Consider the following 22299-nt stretch of genomic DNA (forward strand, 5'->3'; position numbering starts at 1 on the left):
ATTTCAAATAAAAAGTTTTAAGAAATGGGTTGTCAAACTGTTATATAATAGTCTATATTGTAATCAACTGATATATAACAATGATTAAAGGAGGATGTGAACGCTTGGAACACTATGAACGACTAAATACGTATCATGTTCATGAAAAGCTGGTTGAATTTGTGAATAAGAACGTACTCGAACCCCAGGAAATCAACGTTTTTTGGGAAGGCGTTGAATCGCTTCTAGAGCGTTTCATTCCAGTAAATCAGACACTTCTGGAGCAGCGCATGACATATGAGCGATTGTTACAGGAGTGGTACAGTCGCCAAGAAGAAGTCGATCCAATCGAATATGAGACATTTTTAACGTCAATCGGCTATATCGAACCGATTGTCGAAGATTTTAACATCGATGTTTCGGGTGTCGATCGTGAAATCGCGCATCAAGCGGGGCCGCAACTCGTCGTACCGTTAGACAATGCCAGATATGCACTTAACGCCGCCAATGCCAGATGGGGAAGTCTCTACGACGCCCTTTATGGAACAGATATGATTGAAGAGGCGGACGGTATGGAAAAGGGACGGGGATATAATCCCGTTCGCGGTAATGAAGTTATTCGGTTGGCGAAACAGTTTCTAGATGACACGTTCCCGCTACCGTCAGGGTCGCACAAGGAAGTGACACGATACGTCGTTCGTGACGATGTCGTCTATGCGGCAATCGGGGACGACGAGTATTCGTTCGCAGATGATTCTTTCGTCGGTTACACCGGGGAACCGAACGAGTTGAAGACGTTGATGCTCAGACACCATGCCTTGCACGTTGAACTGCAATTTGACCGTGAACATCCGGTCGGAAAAGTCGATCCTGCTGGACTGATGGACATCGAGCTCGAATCAGCCCTATCCGCAATCGTGGATTGTGAAGACTCGGTCGCAGCCGTTTGTGCGGAAGACAAAGTTCATCTGTATCGTAATTGGCTAGGCTTGATGGATGGGACGCTTGAAGCCTCGTTCCAAAAGAACGGGAAGCGACTCTCTCGACGTTTAAACGAAGATAAGCGTTTGATTGGAAAAGGTGGAGTGGAAGTTGTGCTCCCAGGACGCGCACTCTTATTCATTCGAAATGTCGGACACTTGATGACGACGGACTTGATCCTTGATGCAGAAGGTCGTGAGGTACCAGAGGGGATCGTTGATGCCATCTTCACTTCATTGATCGCGAGTCGCCATCTACATCGCCGCCTCAACTCTCGGGAAGGATCGATCTATATCGTCAAACCGAAAATGCACGGGTCTAAAGAAGTAGCATTCACCAATGACTTGTTTGACGCTGTAGAAGATCTATTGAACCTTCCGCGCCATACGTTAAAAGTCGGCGTGATGGATGAAGAGAGACGAACGTCACTCAACTTGAAAAATTGTATCGCTCAAGTGAAAGAGCGGGTCGTCTTCATCAACACGGGCTTCCTCGACCGGACGGGGGACGAGATTCATTCCTCGATGACACTCGGACCGATGCGTCGAAAGGGAGAAATGAAGACGTCACCTTGGCTCGCTGCATATGAACGGTTGAATGTATCAACCGGTCTCGAGAGCGGGTTCCATCATCAAGCACAAATCGGAAAAGGGATGTGGGCGATGCCTGATCGGATGCGGGACATGATGCGTGAAAAAATTGCACATGTACGCTCCGGGGCGACGACGGCATGGGTGCCTTCACCGACAGCGGCGACGCTCCATGCGATGCACTATCATCAACTCGATGCTTTTGATGTACAGCGAGAATTGATCAAGCAACCTCATTCGAAACATGAGCGACAACAGCTCCTCGACATTCCGCTCGCGACACGCATCTATTCGCAAGACGAGATCAAAGAAGAGCTCGAGAACAATTTACAAGGATTGCTCGGATACGTCGTTCGTTGGGTCGAACAAGGTGTAGGTTGTTCGAAAGTACCGGATATTCACCATATCGGACTGATGGAAGACCGAGCGACACTCCGGATTTCGAGTCAACACGTGGCCAACTGGCTGCATCACGGCATCTGTTCAGCAGATCAAGTGGAGGTCACACTTTATCGGATGGCGCAAGTCGTCGATGAGCAAAACGAGTCAGATCCGAATTACCGACCGATGACACCGAACGTCGATCAATCGATCGCTTATCAAGCTGCCCATGAACTCGTGTTTCATGGGTTGAAACAACCGAACGGATACACAGAACCGATCTTACATCGCCGTCGCCGTGAATTTATGAAACGACAAACTATGGAGTTAAACCTTAAAGGAGGAACCTCATCATGACTACGAAAAAAATGGAAAGCGAACAGTTGATTGAACGTTGGGTCGTCCGCCGCATCGTATCTGGAGAATCGACAGCATCACTTGCGAATACAGCATTCGTATACGGGAACGACTTGATGCGTCTCGTCTTGGACCGGGCAGATGGATCACTTCAAATCATGAAGGAACCGATTGAGGAAGTCGTCGTCTTCCGCAAACCGGAAGATCGGGACGAAGAGAACGTCTGTCGTTGCTGTGGGATGGAGCATTCGACGTTCAAAGCAGCGTTGGAGTGCTGTGCTTACCTCGACTAAAGTGTTTAATTTGCATCATCTGTTATATAACAAATTGAATAAATTAAAATTAATATAATACAGGAGGATTTGTTAATGAAACAACGCGAAGAATTAGTGAACAGCTGGAAGTCAGAACGATTTGAAGGGGTAGAACGTCCATACTCTGTAGAAGACGTGATGAAATTACGAGGGTCCATCGTGATTGAACAAACGCTTGCGACAAAAGGAGCGGAACGTCTGTGGCAATTGATGCATGAGCGTGATTATGTTCATGCACTCGGCGCATTGACAGGTAACCAGGCCATTCAGCAAGTGAAGGCAGGACTTGAAGCCATTTACTTAAGCGGTTGGCAAGTAGCGGCAGACGCTAACCTGTCAGGTCACATGTACCCGGACCAAAGTTTATATCCGGCCAACTCGGTTCCGAGTGTCGTCAAACGAATCAATCAGGCGCTTCAACGTGCCGATCAAATTCAAACGGCAGAAGGAAAAGGCGATACGCATTGGTTCGCACCGATTGTCGCGGATATGGAAGCCGGGTTCGGTGGTGTCCTCAACGTATTCGAATTAACGAAGGCGATGATTGAAGCGGGTGCTGCCGGTGTTCACCTCGAAGACCAGCTCTCGTCTGAGAAGAAATGTGGTCACCTCGGTGGGAAGGTGTTACTCCCAACCCAGACGGCTGTGAAAAACTTGATTTCGGCTCGACTCGCGGCAGACGTCATGGGCGTCCCGACAATCATCGTAGCGCGGACAGACGCACACGCGGCAAACTTGATCACGAGCGACATCGATCCAATCGATCATCCATTCATCATTGGAGAGCGTACACCGGAAGGCTTCTATCGTACAGAAGCTGGTATCGAGCAAGCCATCGCTCGTGGTCTCGCTTATGCACCATATGCAGACCTCGTCTGGTGTGAGACGTCTGAACCAGATTTGGCAGAGGCACGTCAATTTGCCGAAGCGATTCATGCGAAGTATCCAGGAAAACTTCTCGCTTACAACTGCTCGCCATCATTTAACTGGAAGAAGAAGTTGTCAGACGAAGAAATTGCGACGTTCCAACAGGAAATCGGCGCAATGGGATACAAGTTCCAGTTCGTCACACTCGCTGGATTCCACGCGCTCAACTTCGGTATGTTCGAGCTCGCACGCGGATACAAAGACCGTGGCATGGCAGCCTACTCGGAATTGCAACAAGCAGAATTTGCGGCTGAAGTACATGGTTACACGGCGACACGTCATCAACGTGAAGTCGGGACGGGTTACTTCGATGAAGTCTCACTCGTTATCTCAGGTGGGCAATCGTCAACGACTGCACTTGCCGGTTCGACAGAAGCAGAGCAGTTCACAAATTAATCACACTCTGGAGACGCCAATTTGTTGGCGTCTCTTTGTTTATGTGAAAATGTGTGGAGTAAGACCTGGAATATGTGAAAAAAAGATGAATTAAAGTTCATTTTGACTTCTCTATATCGACGAATAGTTGTCACAAATAGCAAGAATAAAACGTTTCCATTCCTTGTATACTCAATCTGTTCACAAGTTGGACACAAAAATAAGGGGGAATCGTTATGCAAGGGGAACGATTGAACAAACGTAACGCTTGGTATCAAGCGATTTGGCGTTGGCACTTTTATGCAGGTCTTATATTTGCACCGATTTTCATTATCTTGGCTGTGACAGGAAGCATTTATTTGTTTGAACCACAAGTCACGAAGATGCAATACAATGACATGATGACGGCATCTTTCACGGAAGAACAGCCGATAGAAATCCAAAAGGAATCATTCATGACAGAATATCCGGATGCGATAATCACATCGATTCGATTGCCGAATGAAGGTGAATCGACTCGAGTCGGTTGGATGAACAATGATGAGATGATGTATACATATATTCATCCAGAAACTGCCGAAGTTTTAGGGACACGAACTGCTGAAAGTAGTATGGATTTGTTGGTTGTGATTCATGGCACACTATTAGGCGGACAAATCGGGAACTGGATTGTCGAGCTTGCGGCATCATGGGCCATTATTCTTCTCATTACGGGAACGTTCTTATTCTGGCCACGTGGGAAAAATCCGGTTCGGATGCTCATGCCGAAGCTCGGGAAGGGTCGGCAATGGTGGAAACAAATGCACGGTAGCGTCGCTTTATGGTCATCGCTAGGTCTCGTCATCATCATTAGTTCAGGTCTTGCCTGGTCCTCCGTGTCGGGGGCGATGTTGCAGTGGGTCTCCTCGTCGACAAATACGGGAGCACCGCTGTATGCCTATGCATTTGGCGCTAAACCGGAATCAACTGTAACCACAAAAGATGTGGCAGAAGACGTACCTTGGGCAACACAAACAGATCTTGTACCGGCATCTTCACCAAGTACACTGTTGCCAATTGACTTGAATCAGGTCGTGAACAATACGTCGATCAATCGACCGTACACGATCTCGCTTCCAGAAGGCGAAACAGGCGTCTATACCGTCACATCGGCAGCAGGACACCCGTTCAAAGAAGCAACGGTGAACTTAGATCAATATAGCGGTGAGACACTTAGTTCTGTAACGTATGCGGATTATGGGATTCTCGGAAAACTGATTACGGTCGGCATCGCCTTCCACGAAGGTCGTTTGTTTGGACTACTGAATCAATTGGTCGGGGTCGCGCTTTGTATAGGTCTCATTTTTGTGGTCATCAGCTCGTTCGTGATGTGGCGCAAACGAAAAGTCGGGTCCATCGAACAGATGAAGCGGTTCGAAGACGAACGGATCAAACGAATCGTTGGTATCTCGATTTTACTTCTCGGTGTGACATTACCGCTCGCGGGAATCAGCATCCTCGTCGTACTTGTATTCGATTGGGTCATCGGTCGACGGAAGTTGAAAGCGGAGGTGGCGGCATGAGACGATTCAAAGCAGTTCTTCCTGTCATCATGGCGACAATCTGGTTAGGGGCATGTCAACTTCAACCGATCGAACGTACGATTGATCCGATTGGCATTCAATTGATTGTACCTGAACGCGTGGAAGTCGGATCGACGACACTTGCGATGAAAGTAGCGAATGACGAACGCGTGACAGAAAGCCATATTCAAGTCACACCTTATGCTACCGAAGACACACGGACATACGAAGTGACGGAAAGGGATGGCTACCTCGTGACGAGCGTGAAGCTCGATCAAGGAATCTATCAAGTGAACGGCATGGTGCATGAAGGGCAGAAAGTATATACCCCAACTGCATGGATGATTGTCGGCGATGTACCGCAAGACCAAATCGACCAGATTGAACAATCGACAGTTCAGTCACATGATCACGATGGTGGACATCATCACTAAAAATAACCGCTGCACGCGCAGCGGTTATTTTTGTTTGAGGCGTGCCCCAATTTCTCCGACGAGAATAGCGATTCCCATAAAACCTGCACCAAGTATGGCCATCTGATTCTGATTGGCGACCCCGACCTCGTTTTCGAATTGATAAATGTCACGAGTCAAGAATTGGATTGGCTCACCGGATGTGAGTGCTTGTTCATAACCGAGCCAAATCAAAATCGAGAATGTGGCAATGGAGACACCAAGTCCGATGAGTGCAGCGATACTAACGCGGATTGCGATTCGAGTCATAGCGATTCCTCTTTTCCTGTTTGCATACGATACGTCACAAGTAGAGGAAAAGATTCACGGTTCACTCATTTCGGAATGGTTAACACTTGTCCGACAGTGATAAGGTTAACGTTCGTGATGTTGTTGGCGGTTGCGATTTTCGCGACGGTCGTATTGTACATCGTCGCAATCTTATACAGTGTGTCGCCCGACTTCACGGTATACTTTACGGTCGTTGTAGGTGGAGGTGTGACGGTTGTTCCTGGAATGATGAGCACCTGTCCGACACTGATGAGATTGACGTTTGTGATATTGTTAGCGGCTGCAATTTTCGCGACGGTCGTATTGTACATCGTCGCAATCTTGTAGAGCGTGTCGCCCGACTTTACGGTGTATTTCACGGTCGTTGTAGGTGGAGGTGTGACGGTTGTTCCTGGAATGATGAGCACCTGTCCGACACTGATGGAGTTGACGTTGGTGATGTTGTTAGCTGCCGCTAAAGCGGATACGGTGACGCCATACGTCCGTGCAATGCTGTACAACGTGTCACCGGATTTCACAGTATACGTTTTGTTCGTTGACGTGTTTTGATAGGCGAGTAATTGCGAGACCGTGACGAATTGATATCCTTTTGCTTTGAGTTGCGAAATCATCGTCGGTAATGCGAGTGGAGTACCCGGTGCACCTGCACCTGTATGCATCAAGACGATTGAACCCGGTTTGATATTGGTTTGTACTTTTGTGTTGATTTGACTCGCGGTCAATCCTTTCCAGTCAATCGTATCGATGTTCCATTGAATCGTGTATCCATAGCCTGCAGCACCGACGCCGTTCAACACAGTACTATTGACGGCTCCGAACGGTGCTCTGAAAATCGGTTTTGTCGTTTTTCCGGTCAATGATTTAATCAAGGCTTCCGTGCGGTCGAGTTCGGATTTCATTTGAGTAGCAGTTAGTTTGGTGAAGTCTGGGTGTGTATATGAGTGATTACCGAGCTGATGCCCTTTTGCGGCGATATTTTTAATGTATTGGGGATGATTGTTTGCACCGGATCCTGTCAAAAAGAAAGTAGCTTTGACGTTGTTCTTTGCCAAAATGTCTAAAATCTTGTTCGTGTTCGCCCCGTCTGCCCCATCATCGAACGTCAGCGCCACAACTTTGCTCGTCGTATTCACGCTCGTGATAAATTTTGAAGCGGCAGCACTGACGGAAATCGGTTGCGTGATCACCATTGCCAATAAGATGAACAGTGCCATCGCCCCACGAATGACCCTACGTTTCATCTGAATTCGCCTCCATTCATGATGTCATCCTCTTGATGTTAAGACTTTCCAAATGCACACCCTGTATAGTTTTTATATACCCCTTTTTAGAAATGATGGACTAATATTCGGAAATAGATGAAACGAATTTTGATTCAACTATATGTGTGAAATTTGTGAGAAGGTATCGTGGGTTATCTCACAGAATGCTCACACTCTTTCTGGAAAAGGGTGGTATCATGAAAAATGTGTGAAAGATGTAAGCGATTTATAAGGAGGACTTATGATGAAAAAGATGATGACACGGTTTGGGGTCGTGTTTGGACTCATCGGCCTATTCGTACTCGGTGCGTGCGGCACGGAGAAAGAAGCGGAAAGCGCAGCTGTTCCACAATCGATGGAGCCAGTAGAGGCAGAGTTGACGGTTTCTGCGACGGCAGAAAAAGAAGAAACAGTACCTTTATCTGTAAAAGTTACGCAAGATGGTCAACCTGTGGACGATGCGGATGAAATCAAGTTCGAAGTGTGGAAGAACGGTGCGAAAGAAGAAAGTGACATGATCAAGGCGTCGCTCACAAAAGATGGCGTCTACGAAGCGGAGACGACGTTCGCGGAAGAAGCGGTGTACACGGTCCAAGTTCACGTGACAGCGCGTTCGATGCATACGATGCCAACGACGAACGTTACGGTCGGACATCCTGAAACGGCTGCCGAAGCGGAAGAGGATAGTGACCACCATCACCATGCAGGAGCGGACATCACGCTCGAACCGAAAGAGGCGACAGCAGGTGAGGAACAGCCGTTCATGGTTCACGTTATGATTGAAGAGGAGATGTTAGCGGGGGCAGACGTACAACTCGAAATCTTCCAAGACGGGGCAGAGAAGCATGAGTGGGTGAAGTTAGAGGAAGCAGATGCTGGTATGTACAAAGGGATGCACACCTTTACTGAATCTGGCGCATACAACGTTCAAGTCCACGTCACGAAAGGTCATGACATTCATGAGCATGTGATGGAGACGGTAAACGTCAAATAAAAATGATCGGCTCACGCGAGCCGATCATTTTTATTATGCATTTTGGTAAAGTGATTCAACTTGTTGTTGGAGCGCTTCGTTCTCCAAGTACTCATCGTACGTTGCTTCTTTATCCACGATGCCATTCGGTGTCACTTCGATGATGCGTGTCGCAATCGTCGAGATGAGCTGATGGTCATGTGAGCTGAAGAGGAGTACGCCTTTGAATGACTCGAGACCGTTGTTGAGTGCTGTGATCGATTCGAGGTCCAAGTGGTTCGTCGGATCGTCGAGGACGAGCACATTCGAGTTTGAGAGCATCATCTTCGAGAGCATGCAGCGTACTTTTTCTCCCCCTGAGAGGACAGACGCCTTCTTCATGACTTCTTCGCCTGAGAAGAGCATGCGGCCAAGGAATCCACGAAGGAACGTATCTGACTCATCGGCTGGTGAGAACTGACGCAACCAGTCGAGGATGCTCTTTTCCGAGCCCTCGAAGTATTCCGAGTTGTCTTTCGGGAAGTACGACTGAGTCGTCGTCACGCCCCATTTGACCGAACCTGTATCTGGTTCCATCTCACCCATGAGAATTTTGAAGAGTGTCGTGATCGCAACGTCAGAACGACCAACGAATGCGACTTTGTCCGTCTTGTTAAGTGAGAACGTGACGTTGTCGAGCACTTTTACGCCATCAATCGTTTTCGAAACGTTGTCGACATAGAGAACATCGTTCCCGATTTCGCGTTCCATCGTGAATCCGACGAATGGATAACGACGTGATGACGGACGAATGTCGTCGAGTGTGATCTTATCGAGCAACTTCTTACGTGACGTCGCTTGACGCGCTTTCGATGCGTTCGAGCTGAAACGTGCGATGAAGTTTTGAAGCTCTTTGATCTTCTCTTCTTTCTTCTTGTTCTGGTCTGCCGCCATACGTGTAGCAAGTTGGCTTGACTCATACCAGAAGTCGTAGTTCCCGACATACAATTGGATTTTTCCAAAGTCGAGGTCTGCCATGTGTGTACAGACTTTGTTCAAGAAGTGACGGTCGTGGGAAACGACGATGACTGTGTTTTCAAAGTTGATTAAGAACTCTTCCAACCATTGAATTGCTTTGAGGTCAAGTCCGTTGGTCGGCTCGTCCAAAAGCAAGATGTCTGGCTTACCGAAGAGTGCTTGGGCAAGAAGGACTTTGACTTTCTCGCCACCTGTGAGTTCGCTCATTTGTTTCTGGTGAAGCGCTTCTGTGATCCCAAGACCTTGAAGAACCATCGACGCTTCTGACTCTGCTTCCCAACCGTTCAACTCAGCGAACTCACCTTCGAGTTCAGCTGCGCGCATTCCATCTTCGTCTGAGAAATCTTCTTTCATATAGATGGCGTCTTTTTCTTTCATGACGCTATAAAGACGCTCGTGACCCATGATGACGGTCTCGAGAACAGCACTGTCTTCATACGCGTAGTGGTCCTGTTTGAGGACCGCGAGACGCTCACCCGGTGTGATGCTGACATCACCCGTCGTCGTATCTTGCTCACCTGATAAAATCTTTAAGAATGTCGATTTACCGGCACCGTTCGCACCGATCAATCCGTAACAGTTGCCTGGTGTGAACTTGATGTTCACGTCTTCGAACAACTTGCGACCGCCGAACTGTAGGCTGACGTTATTTACTGTAATCATGTATGGTATCCCTCGTTTTTCTGATTAGTTTACGACGTGTATTGTATCACGTTTTTAAAAATCGCGCAGTGTCACGTCATGATTCACAAACGTTAAAGATAAACTTGTGCATCATGATAAAGGATTCTACACCGTAAGATGGAAATATTATGTAGTACAGAAATGCACATGAATCAAATGAGGGGTACTATGAAACAATTTAGACTCTGGCTGATCATCATATTCATTGTGGTCAGTTCAAGTATCGTGAATTCGCTATTGAGGAATGAACTTCAAGCGTTTGAGGTGGGGAAATTTGAGTTTGGGAAATATGATGATTTTGACGAGGCATTGGCTAAAGGTCTTACTTATGACATGAATAAATTGATTTATACAACACGTCACGATGGGGTGACCATCGTCATGTACACGACGATTCCGGATCCTACAGAATTTCAAGATGATAGTGAGTTTCAAAATAAGATGGAGGCATTGGTCGTCCAGTTCTTTGAGGGGAATGATGAAGAAGGATGGGAGCTTCTTGGACCAAGAGGGTGGACGCACTATGAAAACGACAATTTCACCTCATATAGCACATTTTTACGAGAATACGATGACGCCGGAAACGCCGAACATTCTTTCAATGTGGGATTTGGAGAAGTGAACAATCCAGAAATCGATACGATTGAAACGACATCCCATCACGAAAATACATTCACCGAGGCAACGATGATTCAAAAAGGCCCGTACCGATATTATTTTCAAATTGGAGAAGACGCGGTTGTACGAGGAATTTCTGTGAACGGTGAGATTGTCGATCAACAAGGTAGCTGATACTTCGATGCACAGAAAAAGCCATCATCACGATGGCTTTAGTCGACTCGTACAACAGTCGTATTCAATTCGAACGCCACATTTCCTGCGAGTGCGCGTGAAATCATACATTGATCTTTCGCTTTTTTCGCAATGCGCTCGACTAGCGTAATCTCTCGGTCGGTCATCTCTGCAGGTACTTGAATCGTTGTCGCATAGCGAATCGTCTCGTAGGTGAAGATGCCGTTCGTCACATCGACGATTCCTTCTGCGTCAATCGTGATGCCACGGTGAGTCAGGTCGCTTCGCCCGAGTACGGCTGCGAGTGTGATGATATAACACGTGGCCGCTGCCCCGAGTAACATTTCATCCGGATTCGTGCCGACTCCGGGACCGTCCATTTCGGGTGGAATCGAAATCTGTGTCTTTAATCGCTCAGCCTCGAGGGTACCGACGTCATTTCGTCCGCCATCCCAGCCGAGGTTCATGCTAAATGTATGTTTCATCAAAAATCGCCTCCAATGTCTCTAGTGTAAAAGAGAACGATTGGAGGCGCATGTGTTATGCTTGTGCACGCTTCGCGAATGTGCGAAGTGTTTCGATAATGACGGTTGTTGCTTTTTCCATGTTGTTCACAGAGATATATTCGAACTTCCCGTGATAGTTCTCGCCACCCGTGAAGATGTTCGGTGTCGGAAGGCCCATGTAAGAAAGTTGCGATCCATCTGTCCCACCACGAATCGGTTCAATCTTCGGTTCGATGCCAAGGCCGCGCATGACGTCAGCGACGGTATCGACGATGTGTTTCACCGGTTCGATTTTCTCGGCCATGTTGTAATACTGGTCTTCCATTTTGAGCTCAATCCGCTCTTCCCCGTATTTTTGTTTCCATTCGAGGACAAGTTTCTCCATCAACGCTTTACGCGCTTCGAACTTCTGTTTGTCGTGATCGCGGATGATGTATTGAAGTGTCGTCTTCTCCACATCCCCATTAAAACCGTTCAAATGGAAGAATCCTTCGTAGTTGCTCGTACGTTCCGGTGCCTCATCAGCCGGTAAACGGTTTTGGAACGCCATCGCGAGCTTCATCGAGTTGACCATCTTGTTCTTGGCGCTACCCGGGTGAACGTTCGTCCCGTGGAAGGTGACGGTCGCACCGGCTGCGTTGAAACTTTCATATTGTAACTCCCCGAGCGGGCCACCATCCATCGTATAAGCGAAGTCCGCGTTAAAACGGGCGACATCGAATTTATGTGGTCCACGCCCGATTTCTTCATCCGGTGTGAAAGCAATGCGGACCGGTCCGTGCGGAATCTCAGGGTGAGCCAATAAGTATTCGACGGCTGTGACGATTTCGGCGATTCCTGCTTTATCGTCCGCACCGAGGAGTGTCGTTCCGTCCGTTGTCATGAGCGTATGTCCGACATACCCGTCAAGTTCTGGGAAGTCTTTTGGTGACAAGACGACATTTAAGGACTCGTTCAAGACGATATCGCCACCTTCATAATGGTCAACGAGTTGAGGGGAAACGTTCGTACCCGTGAAATCGGTCGCCGTATCCACGTGAGCGAGGAAGCCGATTGTCGGGACGTCATGGTCGACGTTACTCGGAAGTGTGGCGAAGAGATAGCCGTATTCGTCCGTCTCGACGTCTGTCAGCCCGAGTTCTTTCAGTTCTTTCTCCAAATGACGAATCAAATCCCATTGTTTGGCCGTCGATGGTGTTGTCGTACTCGTGAAGTCAGACTGTGTATCAATCTTCGCATAAGTCATTAAGCGTTCAATTAATTTCTCTTGCATGGATTGCCCTCCTCTAAAAAGTTTCATCTTCATTAGTTTATCACGCGCGCTCGAAGTCGAAACAAAAAAGTCACGCCCATCGATGAAATGAGCGTGACCTGTTCAAAAGAGAAACGGGTATAAAATGGGCAAGATGAACGAAGTGAAGATGGCGGTCAATCCCATCGCGGCACCACCTGTTGCACCAGACAACGGATGTTCCGTCGCTGCTTGTGCGGTCCCGATTCCGTGACTGATGGTGCCGAGCGTGAGCCCACGCGTGAACGGGTCGTCCATACGAATCCATGTCAAGAGCACCGGACCTAGCATCGCACCTAAAATACCGCAGGCGACGGCAATCGAGGCGGCAAGTGTCGCATCCCCCTCTAACTGTCGAGCCAATTCGAGGGCAATCGGAGACGTGGCCGACTTGACCGATAGCGCAATCAACACGTTTTCGGTAAACGAAAACAACTTCCCGAAGAACACAGCGACAAAAATCGTGGAAAGAGACCCAATGACAATCGCACTCAATGCTCGCTTTGCCCGGGCGAGTAACACGGGTAAGTTGCGATAGAGCGGTAACCCGAGGGCGACTGTCGCCGGACCGAGTAAGATGGTGATGAGATCGGTAGCCGGTTTATACGTATCATAGGACTGTCCTGTCACGAGTAACAGGAGAATCAGAATCGCTGTACTTAAGAAGACGACATTAGTGAACGGAGATGCCCATTTTTTCGAAAGTTGACGACTGAGCGAATACACGAGAATCGTCAATCCGATCCAAACGTATGTCATGACGCCTCACCTTCTTTCCCGGAAACGAGAGCCGTCACGATCATACCGACCGCCATGCTGACGAGTAGTGTGACGAGAAGAGGGATGCCAGCGGCTTTTAACAACGTACCGTACGCCATGAGACCGACGGCAATCGGGATGAAGAAGAAGGCGAGGTGCTTCGTCAAAAATCCAGCGCTGTCTTCAATCCATTCCACGCGGATGACTTTTGTTATTAAGAGGACGAGCAACAGCACCATGCCGATGACGCTGCCCGGTACTTTCCACGAGAACGTCTCAACCATCCAGTTGCCGAGCGTGCTCAATCCAAACAAGAGTGAGAGCCCAATCATCCATTTCAATAATTTCATATATATGACTTCCTTTCGCGTCGTTCAAAACGTATGCATCTTCTCAAATTCATCTTCATCGGTCAAGAAAAGGGTATGACAAAAAAGATAAGGGGTACATACGTTCGACATGCTATACTACATCTATCATAAACAAGCAGGGTGTCGAGATGGAACTAAAAACGATTGAGCAATTTATTGAAGAGCATGGATTACAAAACGGGGAAGACATTTTACGTGCGTTCACGAAGCGGGTCAATTTGACGCTTGTACCACGAACCACACGAGAAGAAGTTCAAATAGGTCATTCAAAATTCGGTGGGCATCCCGATTTGCCAAATGCTGACTTGCACCCTGGGGAGAATATGACGTTTTTAGCTCAGTTCCGTTTAAGTGATTTAGCTGGGTTTGAATCCGTGGATGCACTCCCGAAAGAAGGTTTGTTGTCTTTCTTCTATGACTTGGAAGAACAACCTTGGGGAGATGAGGACGAGCGTCATCTTTGGCGTGTCTTGTATACGGAAGAAACGCAATTTGAGCGAGTGCGGGTTGGAGAAGCTTTGAATGAGCGTGCCGTTTCTTTCAAAGAGGGCTATGCGGAGAATGGATATGATTTGTACGATTTGCTCGGTGACGACCTGTACGAAACGCTTGTCGAACAATTCGAACAAGAAGAACTCCACGCAATCGGTGGACATCCGAATGAAGTGCAGAATGACGTGTTTGAAGAAGTAGAAGAAACATATGGGGAACGATTCAATCATCCTTTCCTGCTCTTTCAAATGGATTCTACTGAAGAATTAGATGTCATATTTGGGGATGTTGGAATTCTTTATTTTCTTATTCCAGAAGATGCCCTCCGCGCCAAACGGTTTGAAGAAACCGAAATCATCATGCAGTGTTATTGAGTGTAAAAAAAGAGAGCCGACTTGTTAAAGTCAACTCTCTTTTGTTTACGCTTGTTTTTTCTTACGGAATCGTGCGAAGAACTCATAGACGATCGGTACGATGAGCAACGTGAGAAGCGTCGAACTTGTAAGTCCGCCGATTACGGTGACACCGAGACCTTTCGAGATGAGTGCTCCACCCTCGAGACCGAGTGCGAGCGGTGCGAGTGCGCCGATTGTCGCGAGTGCGGTCATCAAGATTGGGCGAAGGCGTGTGCCTGCTGCCTCAAGTAACGCTTCACGTGTTGATAAACCAGCTTCTTCTTTATGAATGACGCGGTCAATCAAGACGATGGCGTTCGTGACGACAATCCCGATCAACATGAGTGCCCCAATCAAGGCAGAAACCGAAATCGTTTCACCAGTGATGAGGAGTGCGACAAGTCCCCCGATAATCGCATACGGGAGTGAGAACAACACGACGAATGGTGTGAGTGCCCCTCCGAATGTGACAACGAGAACCAAGTAGACGATGGCGATTGCGGCGAGCATCGCAAGACCAAGCTGTGTGAACGATTCTTGAATCTGTTCCGTTACACCGCCGACATCATACGATACGCCAGACGGGAGCTCGATCTCTGATACGCGCTCTTCGATCGCAGCAGACGCTTCTGTCGCTTTATCCGTGCTGAGTTCGACACTCACTTGTGCGAGCAGTTTTCCGTCGCGCTCGACGAGTGTATCCGGCGTTGTGCCTTCTTCGATTTCAATGAAGTCTGAGATTGGGCGTGGTCCGAACGGTGTCGTGATTTCTTGTGCTTGTAAGTCATCGACACTATCATACGTTACTTGCTCGTTCGGGATGACGACGTCTAACTGTTTGTCATCCACTGTCACGCTCGCAAGTGGGCTTTCTGGTGCCTGGAATTGGCTGATGACTTGTGCGATTTGACCTGCAGACACACCGGCTTCTGCAGCGGCTTGTTGGTCGACGTTGAACGTGTATTGTACGTACGACTCACGTAAGTCTGACGTTGCCTGACGGACGTAATCCGTTTCTTCTTCAATCGTTTCGATGAAGGTCGGCACGATCGCTTCTAAATCTTCAAGCGAGTTGGCGTAGACGTTATACGTGACACCGCTCGTTGCGCCGCCACCTGAGAAGTCTTGTTCTTTCCACTCCCCGTTTGAGGCGAGTTCGTTCAACTTCTCAATATCAGCCAACTTCACATCTGCGAAATCTTCTGTGTCCGGGTCATACTGGACGATAAAGATTCCTTGTTTATTGTTTCCTGGGTTCAGCGGATTCTCTCCACCGACTGTAAATTGAACGTCCGTTGCGTTCGGTTGTTCTTCCATGAAGTATTCTTCTGCCACTTCAGCCGCGGCAATCGAATCTTCAAGCGTTTGACCAGGTTCTGGGTCGAACGTGACGAACAACGTCTTCTCCGAATCTTGGTTCAAGAAGTTGACCCCAATCGCTGGGACGAGGGCAAAACTACCAATCAATAGGGCAGTCGCGAGTCCGAAGACGACGAGTTTATGGTTCAGTGACCAGTTCAAGACGCCGCGATACCATTCTGCGAGCTTTCCTGGACCTTCTTCTGGCTTCAACTTATCGCGGTTTTTAAAGAACGAGTCGGCCATCATTGGTACGACCGTAATCGCAACAAGTAATGAAGCGAGTAGGGCGAAGACGACAGTCAATGCGAACGGCAAGAACAATTCACCGACAAATCCTGTGACAAATCCGAGCGGTAAGAATACCGCGATTGTGACGATTGTTGACGAGGCGATCGGGATGAATACTTCTTTTGTCGCCGCGATGATCAATTCTTTACCGCGAAGTGGTTCGTTCGACCGTGTGAGGCGACGGTAAATGTTCTCGATGACGACGATGGAGTCATCGACGACGCGTCCAATCGCAACGGTCATCGCACCGAGTGTCATGATGTTCAATGTGATATCCAATTGCTTCAACACGATAAGTGCCATGAGAAGCGATAACGGGATCGAGATTACAGCGATGATTGTCGATCGGAAGTTACGCAAGAACACTAAGATGATGAGGATGGCGAATAAGCCACCGAGCAATGCTTTCGATAACATCGTCTCGACCGACTCTTCAATCGGTTGTCCTTGGTCGAGTGTGATCGATACATTCGCCGTGTCATACTCTGCTTCGAAGTCATTCAATACTTCTTTGACGGCATTGACGACATCGACCGTGTTCGCATCTTGTGTCTTCGTCACCTGTACGCCGATTGAACGTTCACCGTTCGAGCGAGAAATCGATTCTTCAATTCCTTTGTCCTCGATTGTCGCGAGTTCGCTCAACGCGACAGTCGGAACCGTCGTCGGAACGTTTGGTGGTAATGCCGATGGTGTTTCCGTCGGGACCTCTGTCGGCACGTCTGGTGTTTGACCAGGTGGCAATTCAGTCGGAGCAGACGGTGTCGTCGGCGTTGATTGTGCTGGTGAGTAAGGGATTTGGATGTCACGGAACGCTTCGAGCGTCTCAGATTTTCCATCGATGACGACCGCTTGTTCCGTGTCACCTAATTCATATAATCCGAGCGCGATACGGGCATCATTCGCCTGAATCAATTGTTTGACCGTGTCTTCTGTCAAATTGTATTCAGCGAGCGCTTCTTGATCGAATTGAAGTTCGACGCGGCGAATCTCTTGTCCAGCAATTTGGACGGTTTGTGCGCCTTCGACTCCTTCAAGAGCGGGTTGGACTTCTTCCTCGACGAGTTTCGTCAATTCAGCCAAGTCCAGGCTCTCATCCGAGATGGCGGCCCCGATGACCGGGAAAGCGTCGAAGCTGAGGCGTGACACTTGAGGTTCTTGTGCCGATTCAGGTAGTTCGACGTTACTTAACGCGTCTTTGACTTGCTGTTCCGCTTCATCCATATCCGTACTGAAGTCGTAATCGATTTGGATGTTTGAAGCGTTTTGGAACGATGAAGAACGAACTTGTTCCACGCCATTTAGACTTTGCAGGCGTTCTTCGAGAACGGTACTGACTTCTTCGAGTACTTGCTCAGGGGATGCTCCTGGATAAATGGTTGTGACCGAGACGGTCGGCGTCGTGATATCCGGTAGCGTCTCGAGCTTCATCGTCAGACCTGCGAAAAGACCTGCGGCCGTCAAGATGATCGTCATCAACCAAACCGCAAACTTGTTGTTAACGGAAAAAGACGTGATTTTCTGCATGGGTTTTTAATCTCCTCTATATGTTGTTTTTATGATTGACTGTCGATGGCGTGTGCCCGTTCAATCAAGCGTGCGATGATCGCTTGTTTGAGCTCGGCAGGGGGAACACCGACCCCAAAATGTTCTGACATCATCATGCCTTCGAGTGCATAACGAATGATCATTGTTTCAACCGGGTCGGCTGTTTTTTGAAACTGTGCGAAGAACGTATCTAAATCTTGCTTCCATCGATCGGCATACTCTTGGTCGACGGCGAACAGCGTGAGAAATGCAATCATTTTCTCAACGTCGATATGAATGGCAGCGCGTTCGGGATGCAAATTCGTTTCATCGAACAGACGAACGAATGCTTCGACTGGACCGTGACCTTCCTGTTGCAGTGAGGCATACAACTCATTTTGTTCTTGTTGTAACCGTTCGACAATTGCGGTCATCAATGCTTCTTTTGAAGCGTAGTGATAGAGAAGCCCACCTTTTGAAACGCCAGCTGTTTTGGCGACTTCATCTAATGTAAGTTGATGGACACCTTGACTCATGATGATATCCGTTGCCGCATCTAACAGCTTTTGTTTTGTGATATTCGATCGGTTTGTCATATCTTCACCCCTTTCTGTACCGACCAGACGGTTTGTTTGATTTCACTATAGCGTTAGAAATCTTTTGAAGTCAAGAATTAATGACTTCAAAACTGTCACAAATCACACATTTCAACTGATAGCGATTGCAGAAAATCCTTGACGTGAGAATGATTATCAGTGATGATAGGTACTGAGAGTAATTATCATTACCATAGAGAAAAAACATTGAACGTGGGGGAATGACAGATGAACAAAAAATATGCAGCTTTAGGAATTTCAGCAGCGTTAACGACATCACTCCTTGCCGCTTGTGCAAGCACAGATGAGACAACTTCAAATGAAGGCTCGGACGATTCGAACGTCGTCAATGTTTACTCGAGTCGCCACTACGATGTCGATCAACAATTATATAAGCAGTTTGAAGAAGAAACGGGCATCAAGGTAAACGTCGTTGAAGGTAAGAGTGACGAACTTCTTGAGCGTTTGAACACTGAAGGAGAGAGCACTGAGGCTGATCTCTTTATCACGGCAGATGCTGGGAACTTGTATCAAGCGAAAGAAGCAGGACATCTCCAAGCGGTCGATAGCGACGAGCTTGAGTCAAACATCCCTGCAAAATATCGTGACACGGACAACGAATGGTTCGGTTTGACAAAACGTGCGCGTGTCATCGTTTACTCAAAAGATCGTGTGAAACCAGAAGATTTGTCGACGTATGAAGCGTTGACAGAAGAACAGTGGAACGGAAAAGTACTCGTCCGTCCATCTGAAAACATGTACAACATTTCACTTCTCGCGTCATTCATCGAAGTGAACGGAGTCGACGAGGCGAAAGAGTGGGCGAAAGGCTTAGTGAACAATATGGCACGTGATCCACAAGGGAACGACCGTGACCAAGCGAAAGCAGTCGTCGCTGGTGAAGGGGACGTCGCCATCATGAACACGTACTACATGGGGCTCATGTTGAATTCTGAAGACGAAGAAGAGAAGAAAGTCGCCGAGCAACTCGGTGTCTTCTTCCCGAACCAAGATACAACAGGTACACATGTGAACATTTCTGGTATCGCAATGACGAAAGCATCGAAGAATACAGAAAATGCTCAAAAATTGATGGAGTTCATGTCAGAGCCGTCAGCTCAAGAGAAATTTGCGAGTGTGAACTACGAATACCCAGTCAACGAGTCGGTTGAGCCGAATGAGCTTCTTCAATCATGGGGCGAGTTCAAAGAGCAAGATATCAACCTCTCTGCACTTGGAGAAAACCAACAAGAAGCAATCCGCATCTTTAACGAAGTAGGTTGGAAGTAAGATGACTTCGGCTTGAACGAGAGTTCAGGCCGGAGGTTTTTGCGTTTCATACACCCTAAGCGCTACACGGGACGCGTAGAAACTGATATGATGGGACAGGAATTGATTGTTTACAGAACGGGAGCGGTACGACATGAACTGGCACGCGGTAAAACGACAACTGAATGGATGGGCGATCCTAAGCTTTCTCGCGATTTTATTGATCGTCTTGCCGGGGATTGTCGTGCTCGTGGAATTATTTGCACCAGTCAATGACAACTGGCAGCATATTCAAGAGTATTTGTTGCCCCGTTATGTGCGGAACACGTTGTTCATCATGGTGGCTACTGGTCTCCTAACGACTGTGATTGGAACGAGTCTTGCCTGGTTCGTGACCGTCTATGATTTTCCATTCCGTCGCTTCTTTAAATGGGCACTCATCTTGCCGCTCGCGATTCCGCCTTATATCGGGGCGTATACGTATCACGGCATTTTAAATTACACGGGAGTGATCCAAACAACGCTACGGAACCAGTTCGGGATCACCGTCGATCAGTCGTACTTCAATATCATGTCGATTCAAGGGACAGTGTTTATTTTCACCTTGTTCCTCTATCCATACATTTATACGATCACACGAGCGTTCCTGCATAACCAATCGTCCTCGATGATTGAAAACGCACGGATCCTCGGTCGTGGCTCGTGGGATATTTTCTTCACCGTCGTCATTCCGATTTCCCGAGTCGCCATCATTGGCGGTGTCAGTCTCGTCTTGATGGAAGTACTCAACGACTATGGCGTCGTGAAATATTTCGGGATTCAGACGTTCAGTACCGCTATTTTTAGCACATGGTTTGGGATGAAGGATACGTCGTCGGCGCTGAAGCTGGCGGGTACTCTCATGATTCTCGTCATCGCCATCTTGACGATGGAGCGACTCGTGCGAGGACGGAAGCAATTCAGTTACGCTTCAACGAAAGTGAAACCGCTCAAACCGAGACCGCTTCAAGGCTGGCATCGCTACGCGGTATTCGCTTATGTCTCCATCATCTTTGCCATCGCATTCGTCATTCCGTTCACGCAGTTGACGGCCTGGACGTTCCTGACGTTCGATACGGTCTTCACAGAGGAATTTTGGCAACTCGTTTGGAATACGGTGCGTGTCGCCTTTATCGCGACAGTGATCATCCTGTTGTTTGCACTCATCATTGCGAATTACACGCGGCTCTTCCCGTCGAACATGACACGCGTCATTTCAAAAGTGACGACGCTTGGGTATTCGATTCCGGGAGCAGCGATCGCCATTGCGGTCATCACGCTCTTCTTATGGCTCGATGGCAAAGTGCTCGATATGGCTAAGGCGCTCGACTTGAGTCAGACGTTTGTGTTTCGGACGACGCTCATCATGCTCATCTTCGCCTACGTCATCCGCTTCCTCGCCATCGGATACAACTCGATTGAGAGCGGGTTCGAGAAGGTCGGGAAATCGTTCACGGAAGCATCCCGCATGCTCGGATGGAACACGGTTCAAACGTTCTTCCGCGTGGATATCCCGATGATCAAAGGCGCCATCATGAGCGCATTTATCCTCGTCTTTATTGATATTATGAAAGAGTTGCCGTTGACGCTCTTTTTACAACCATTTAACTTTTCGACGCTTGCGACACAAGCGTTCAAATACGTGAGTGATGAGAAGATTCACGAAGCGGCACTCGCTTCCATCGTCATCGTCCTCATGAGTGGACTGTTGATATTCGTTTCCCACAAGGTGCTTGATAAGGAGGCCGACTAATGTTCGTTCAAATCAACGATTTACATTTTAGCTATAAAGGTGCACATGAAGAAACCATCAAAGGGTTCTCGATTTCGATCACAAAAGGCGAAATCGTCTCGCTTCTTGGGGACAGCGGTTCTGGGAAAAGTACGATTCTCCGATTGATCGCAGGGCTCGAGATGCCGAACCAGGGCGTCGTCGTCGTGAATGACTGCGTCTGTTGCGACGATTGTCAGTTCATGCCGCCAGAAGATCGTGGCGTCGGGATGGTCTTCCAAGACTACGCACTCTTCCCACACATGACCGTTGAAAAGAACATTCGGTTCGGTCTTCATAAACTAAGCCGGAAAGAACGAAATGCACGTGTCGAAGAGATGCTCGCGCTCGTCAACTTGACGGAGTTCCGCCACCGCTACCCGTACGAACTCAGTGGGGGACAACAACAGCGTGTCGCGCTCGCGCGTGCACTCGCACCGAAACCAGCACTGTTGATTCTAGACGAACCGTTCAGTAACCTCGACACGTCACTTCAACATCGGATTCGCGACGACCTTCGCCGTCTCTTGAAGCAGACAGGTACGACGACGATTTTCGTGACACACGACGAGGAAGATGCAGAGGCGCTTGCTGACCGCATCGTCTACCTCGGAGAAGGCAAAATTAAAAAGCAAGTCATGACGGAGAACAACAAGACGTTCAACCCGCAGATTCCTTGCTTCGTATAATAGAGAA

General features: G+C 48.2%; 20 protein-coding genes. 11 read left to right on the forward strand and 9 right to left on the reverse strand.

From position 1 onward, the window contains the following. The first annotated feature begins 104 nt into the window (after positions 1-104). From KNP04_RS11380 to KNP04_RS11400, 5 genes are all read left to right on the forward strand, one after another. Positions 105-2288 (forward strand): malate synthase G, encoded by a 2184-nt coding sequence (locus tag KNP04_RS11380; protein ID WP_483297972.1) that lies wholly within the window; start codon positions 105-107, stop codon positions 2286-2288. Continuing rightward, entirely contained in the window at positions 2285-2581 is a 297-nt protein-coding gene (locus KNP04_RS11385) for a hypothetical protein (protein WP_214876193.1), read from the forward strand. Before KNP04_RS11380 ends, KNP04_RS11385 begins: the two co-directional genes overlap by 4 nt. Before the next feature lie 75 nt (positions 2582-2656). After that, positions 2657-3925 carry an isocitrate lyase gene (aceA, locus tag KNP04_RS11390; protein ID WP_214746768.1) on the forward strand — a complete coding sequence of 423 codons (1269 nt, stop codon included), beginning with the start codon at positions 2657-2659 and terminating at the stop codon, positions 3923-3925. Between the two features lie 215 nt (positions 3926-4140). Then, positions 4141-5466 carry a PepSY-associated TM helix domain-containing protein gene (locus KNP04_RS11395; protein WP_214876196.1) on the forward strand — a complete coding sequence of 442 codons (1326 nt, stop codon included), beginning with the start codon at positions 4141-4143 and terminating at the stop codon, positions 5464-5466. Next, the gene (locus tag KNP04_RS11400; protein WP_214876198.1) at positions 5463-5900 is read left to right on the forward strand and encodes a hypothetical protein; all 438 of its coding nucleotides are present in this window, start codon (positions 5463-5465) and stop codon (positions 5898-5900) included. Before KNP04_RS11395 ends, KNP04_RS11400 begins: the two co-directional genes overlap by 4 nt. A 24-nt stretch (positions 5901-5924) precedes the next feature. Here KNP04_RS11400 and KNP04_RS11405 read toward each other — a convergent pair whose 3' ends face one another. Continuing rightward, a complete protein-coding gene (locus KNP04_RS11405) occupies positions 5925-6188 on the reverse strand; it encodes an LlsX family protein (protein WP_214876211.1) in 264 nt (87 codons plus the stop codon). A gap of 65 nt (positions 6189-6253) precedes the next feature. After that, positions 6254-7450, reverse strand: coding sequence for a LysM peptidoglycan-binding domain-containing protein (locus KNP04_RS11410; protein ID WP_214876213.1), 1197 nt, complete (start codon positions 7448-7450; stop codon positions 6254-6256). Between the two features lie 265 nt (positions 7451-7715). Here KNP04_RS11410 and KNP04_RS11415 point away from each other — a divergent pair, with 265 nt between their 5' ends. Beyond that, positions 7716-8465 (forward strand): FixH family protein, encoded by a 750-nt coding sequence (locus KNP04_RS11415; RefSeq protein ID WP_214876214.1) that lies wholly within the window; start codon positions 7716-7718, stop codon positions 8463-8465. 33 nt (positions 8466-8498) lie between these two features. Here the strand turns inward: KNP04_RS11415 and KNP04_RS11420 are convergent, their stop codons facing one another. Further along, a complete protein-coding gene (locus KNP04_RS11420; RefSeq protein WP_214695756.1) occupies positions 8499-10124 on the reverse strand; it encodes an ABC-F family ATP-binding cassette domain-containing protein in 1626 nt (541 codons plus the stop codon). Positions 10125-10313: 189 nt separating this feature from the next. Here KNP04_RS11420 and KNP04_RS11425 point away from each other — a divergent pair, with 189 nt between their 5' ends. After that, entirely contained in the window at positions 10314-10937 is a 624-nt protein-coding gene (locus KNP04_RS11425; RefSeq protein WP_214876216.1) for a hypothetical protein, read from the forward strand. 38 nt (positions 10938-10975) lie between these two features. Here KNP04_RS11425 and KNP04_RS11430 read toward each other — a convergent pair whose 3' ends face one another. From KNP04_RS11430 to KNP04_RS11445, 4 genes are all read right to left on the reverse strand, one after another. Next, positions 10976-11425: an SACOL1771 family peroxiredoxin gene (locus tag KNP04_RS11430; RefSeq protein ID WP_427373410.1), complete on the reverse strand. Its 450-nt coding sequence runs from the start codon at positions 11423-11425 to the stop codon at positions 10976-10978. 52 nt (positions 11426-11477) lie between these two features. Further along, positions 11478-12716 carry a peptidase T gene (gene pepT / locus KNP04_RS11435; protein WP_214876218.1) on the reverse strand — a complete coding sequence of 413 codons (1239 nt, stop codon included), beginning with the start codon at positions 12714-12716 and terminating at the stop codon, positions 11478-11480. Positions 12717-12818: 102 nt separating this feature from the next. Further along, positions 12819-13493 (reverse strand): LrgB family protein, encoded by a 675-nt coding sequence (locus tag KNP04_RS11440; RefSeq protein ID WP_214876220.1) that lies wholly within the window; start codon positions 13491-13493, stop codon positions 12819-12821. After that, positions 13490-13843 (reverse strand): CidA/LrgA family protein, encoded by a 354-nt coding sequence (locus KNP04_RS11445; RefSeq protein ID WP_214876222.1) that lies wholly within the window; start codon positions 13841-13843, stop codon positions 13490-13492. The genes KNP04_RS11440 and KNP04_RS11445 overlap by 4 nt, the downstream gene beginning before the upstream one ends. Before the next feature lie 149 nt (positions 13844-13992). Between KNP04_RS11445 and KNP04_RS11450 the strand changes: the two genes are divergently transcribed. Then, positions 13993-14730 (forward strand): YwqG family protein, encoded by a 738-nt coding sequence (locus tag KNP04_RS11450; RefSeq protein WP_214876224.1) that lies wholly within the window; start codon positions 13993-13995, stop codon positions 14728-14730. A 45-nt stretch (positions 14731-14775) separates the two neighbouring features. On the opposite strand, the gene KNP04_RS11455 is transcribed toward KNP04_RS11450, so the two are convergent. Together KNP04_RS11455 and KNP04_RS11460 are read right to left on the reverse strand one after the other, a co-directional pair. Beyond that, complete coding sequence (locus KNP04_RS11455; RefSeq protein WP_214876226.1) at positions 14776-17928, reverse strand: efflux RND transporter permease subunit; 3153 nt, start codon at positions 17926-17928, stop codon at positions 14776-14778. Positions 17929-17957: 29 nt separating this feature from the next. Further along, the gene (locus tag KNP04_RS11460) at positions 17958-18524 is read right to left on the reverse strand and encodes a TetR/AcrR family transcriptional regulator (RefSeq protein WP_214876228.1); all 567 of its coding nucleotides are present in this window, start codon (positions 18522-18524) and stop codon (positions 17958-17960) included. Between the two features lie 228 nt (positions 18525-18752). Between KNP04_RS11460 and KNP04_RS11465 the strand changes: the two genes are divergently transcribed. The 3 genes from KNP04_RS11465 (at position 18753) to KNP04_RS11475 (ending at position 22292) form a co-directional block, all read left to right on the forward strand. Next, on the forward strand, positions 18753-19814 hold the full coding sequence (locus tag KNP04_RS11465; protein WP_214876230.1) for a Fe(3+) ABC transporter substrate-binding protein: 1062 nt from the start codon (positions 18753-18755) through the stop codon (positions 19812-19814). 133 nt (positions 19815-19947) lie between these two features. Further along, entirely contained in the window at positions 19948-21585 is a 1638-nt protein-coding gene (locus tag KNP04_RS11470; RefSeq protein WP_214876232.1) for an ABC transporter permease, read from the forward strand. Continuing rightward, positions 21585-22292, forward strand: a complete 708-nt coding sequence (locus tag KNP04_RS11475; RefSeq protein ID WP_214695778.1) for an ABC transporter ATP-binding protein — start codon at positions 21585-21587, stop codon at positions 22290-22292. Before KNP04_RS11470 ends, KNP04_RS11475 begins: the two co-directional genes overlap by 1 nt. Positions 22293-22299: the final 7 nt, after the last annotated feature.

The sequence above is a fragment of the Exiguobacterium sp. CH10 genome, from assembly GCF_018617635.1.
Taxonomy (GTDB): domain Bacteria; phylum Bacillota; class Bacilli; order Exiguobacteriales; family Exiguobacteriaceae; genus Exiguobacterium; species Exiguobacterium aestuarii_A.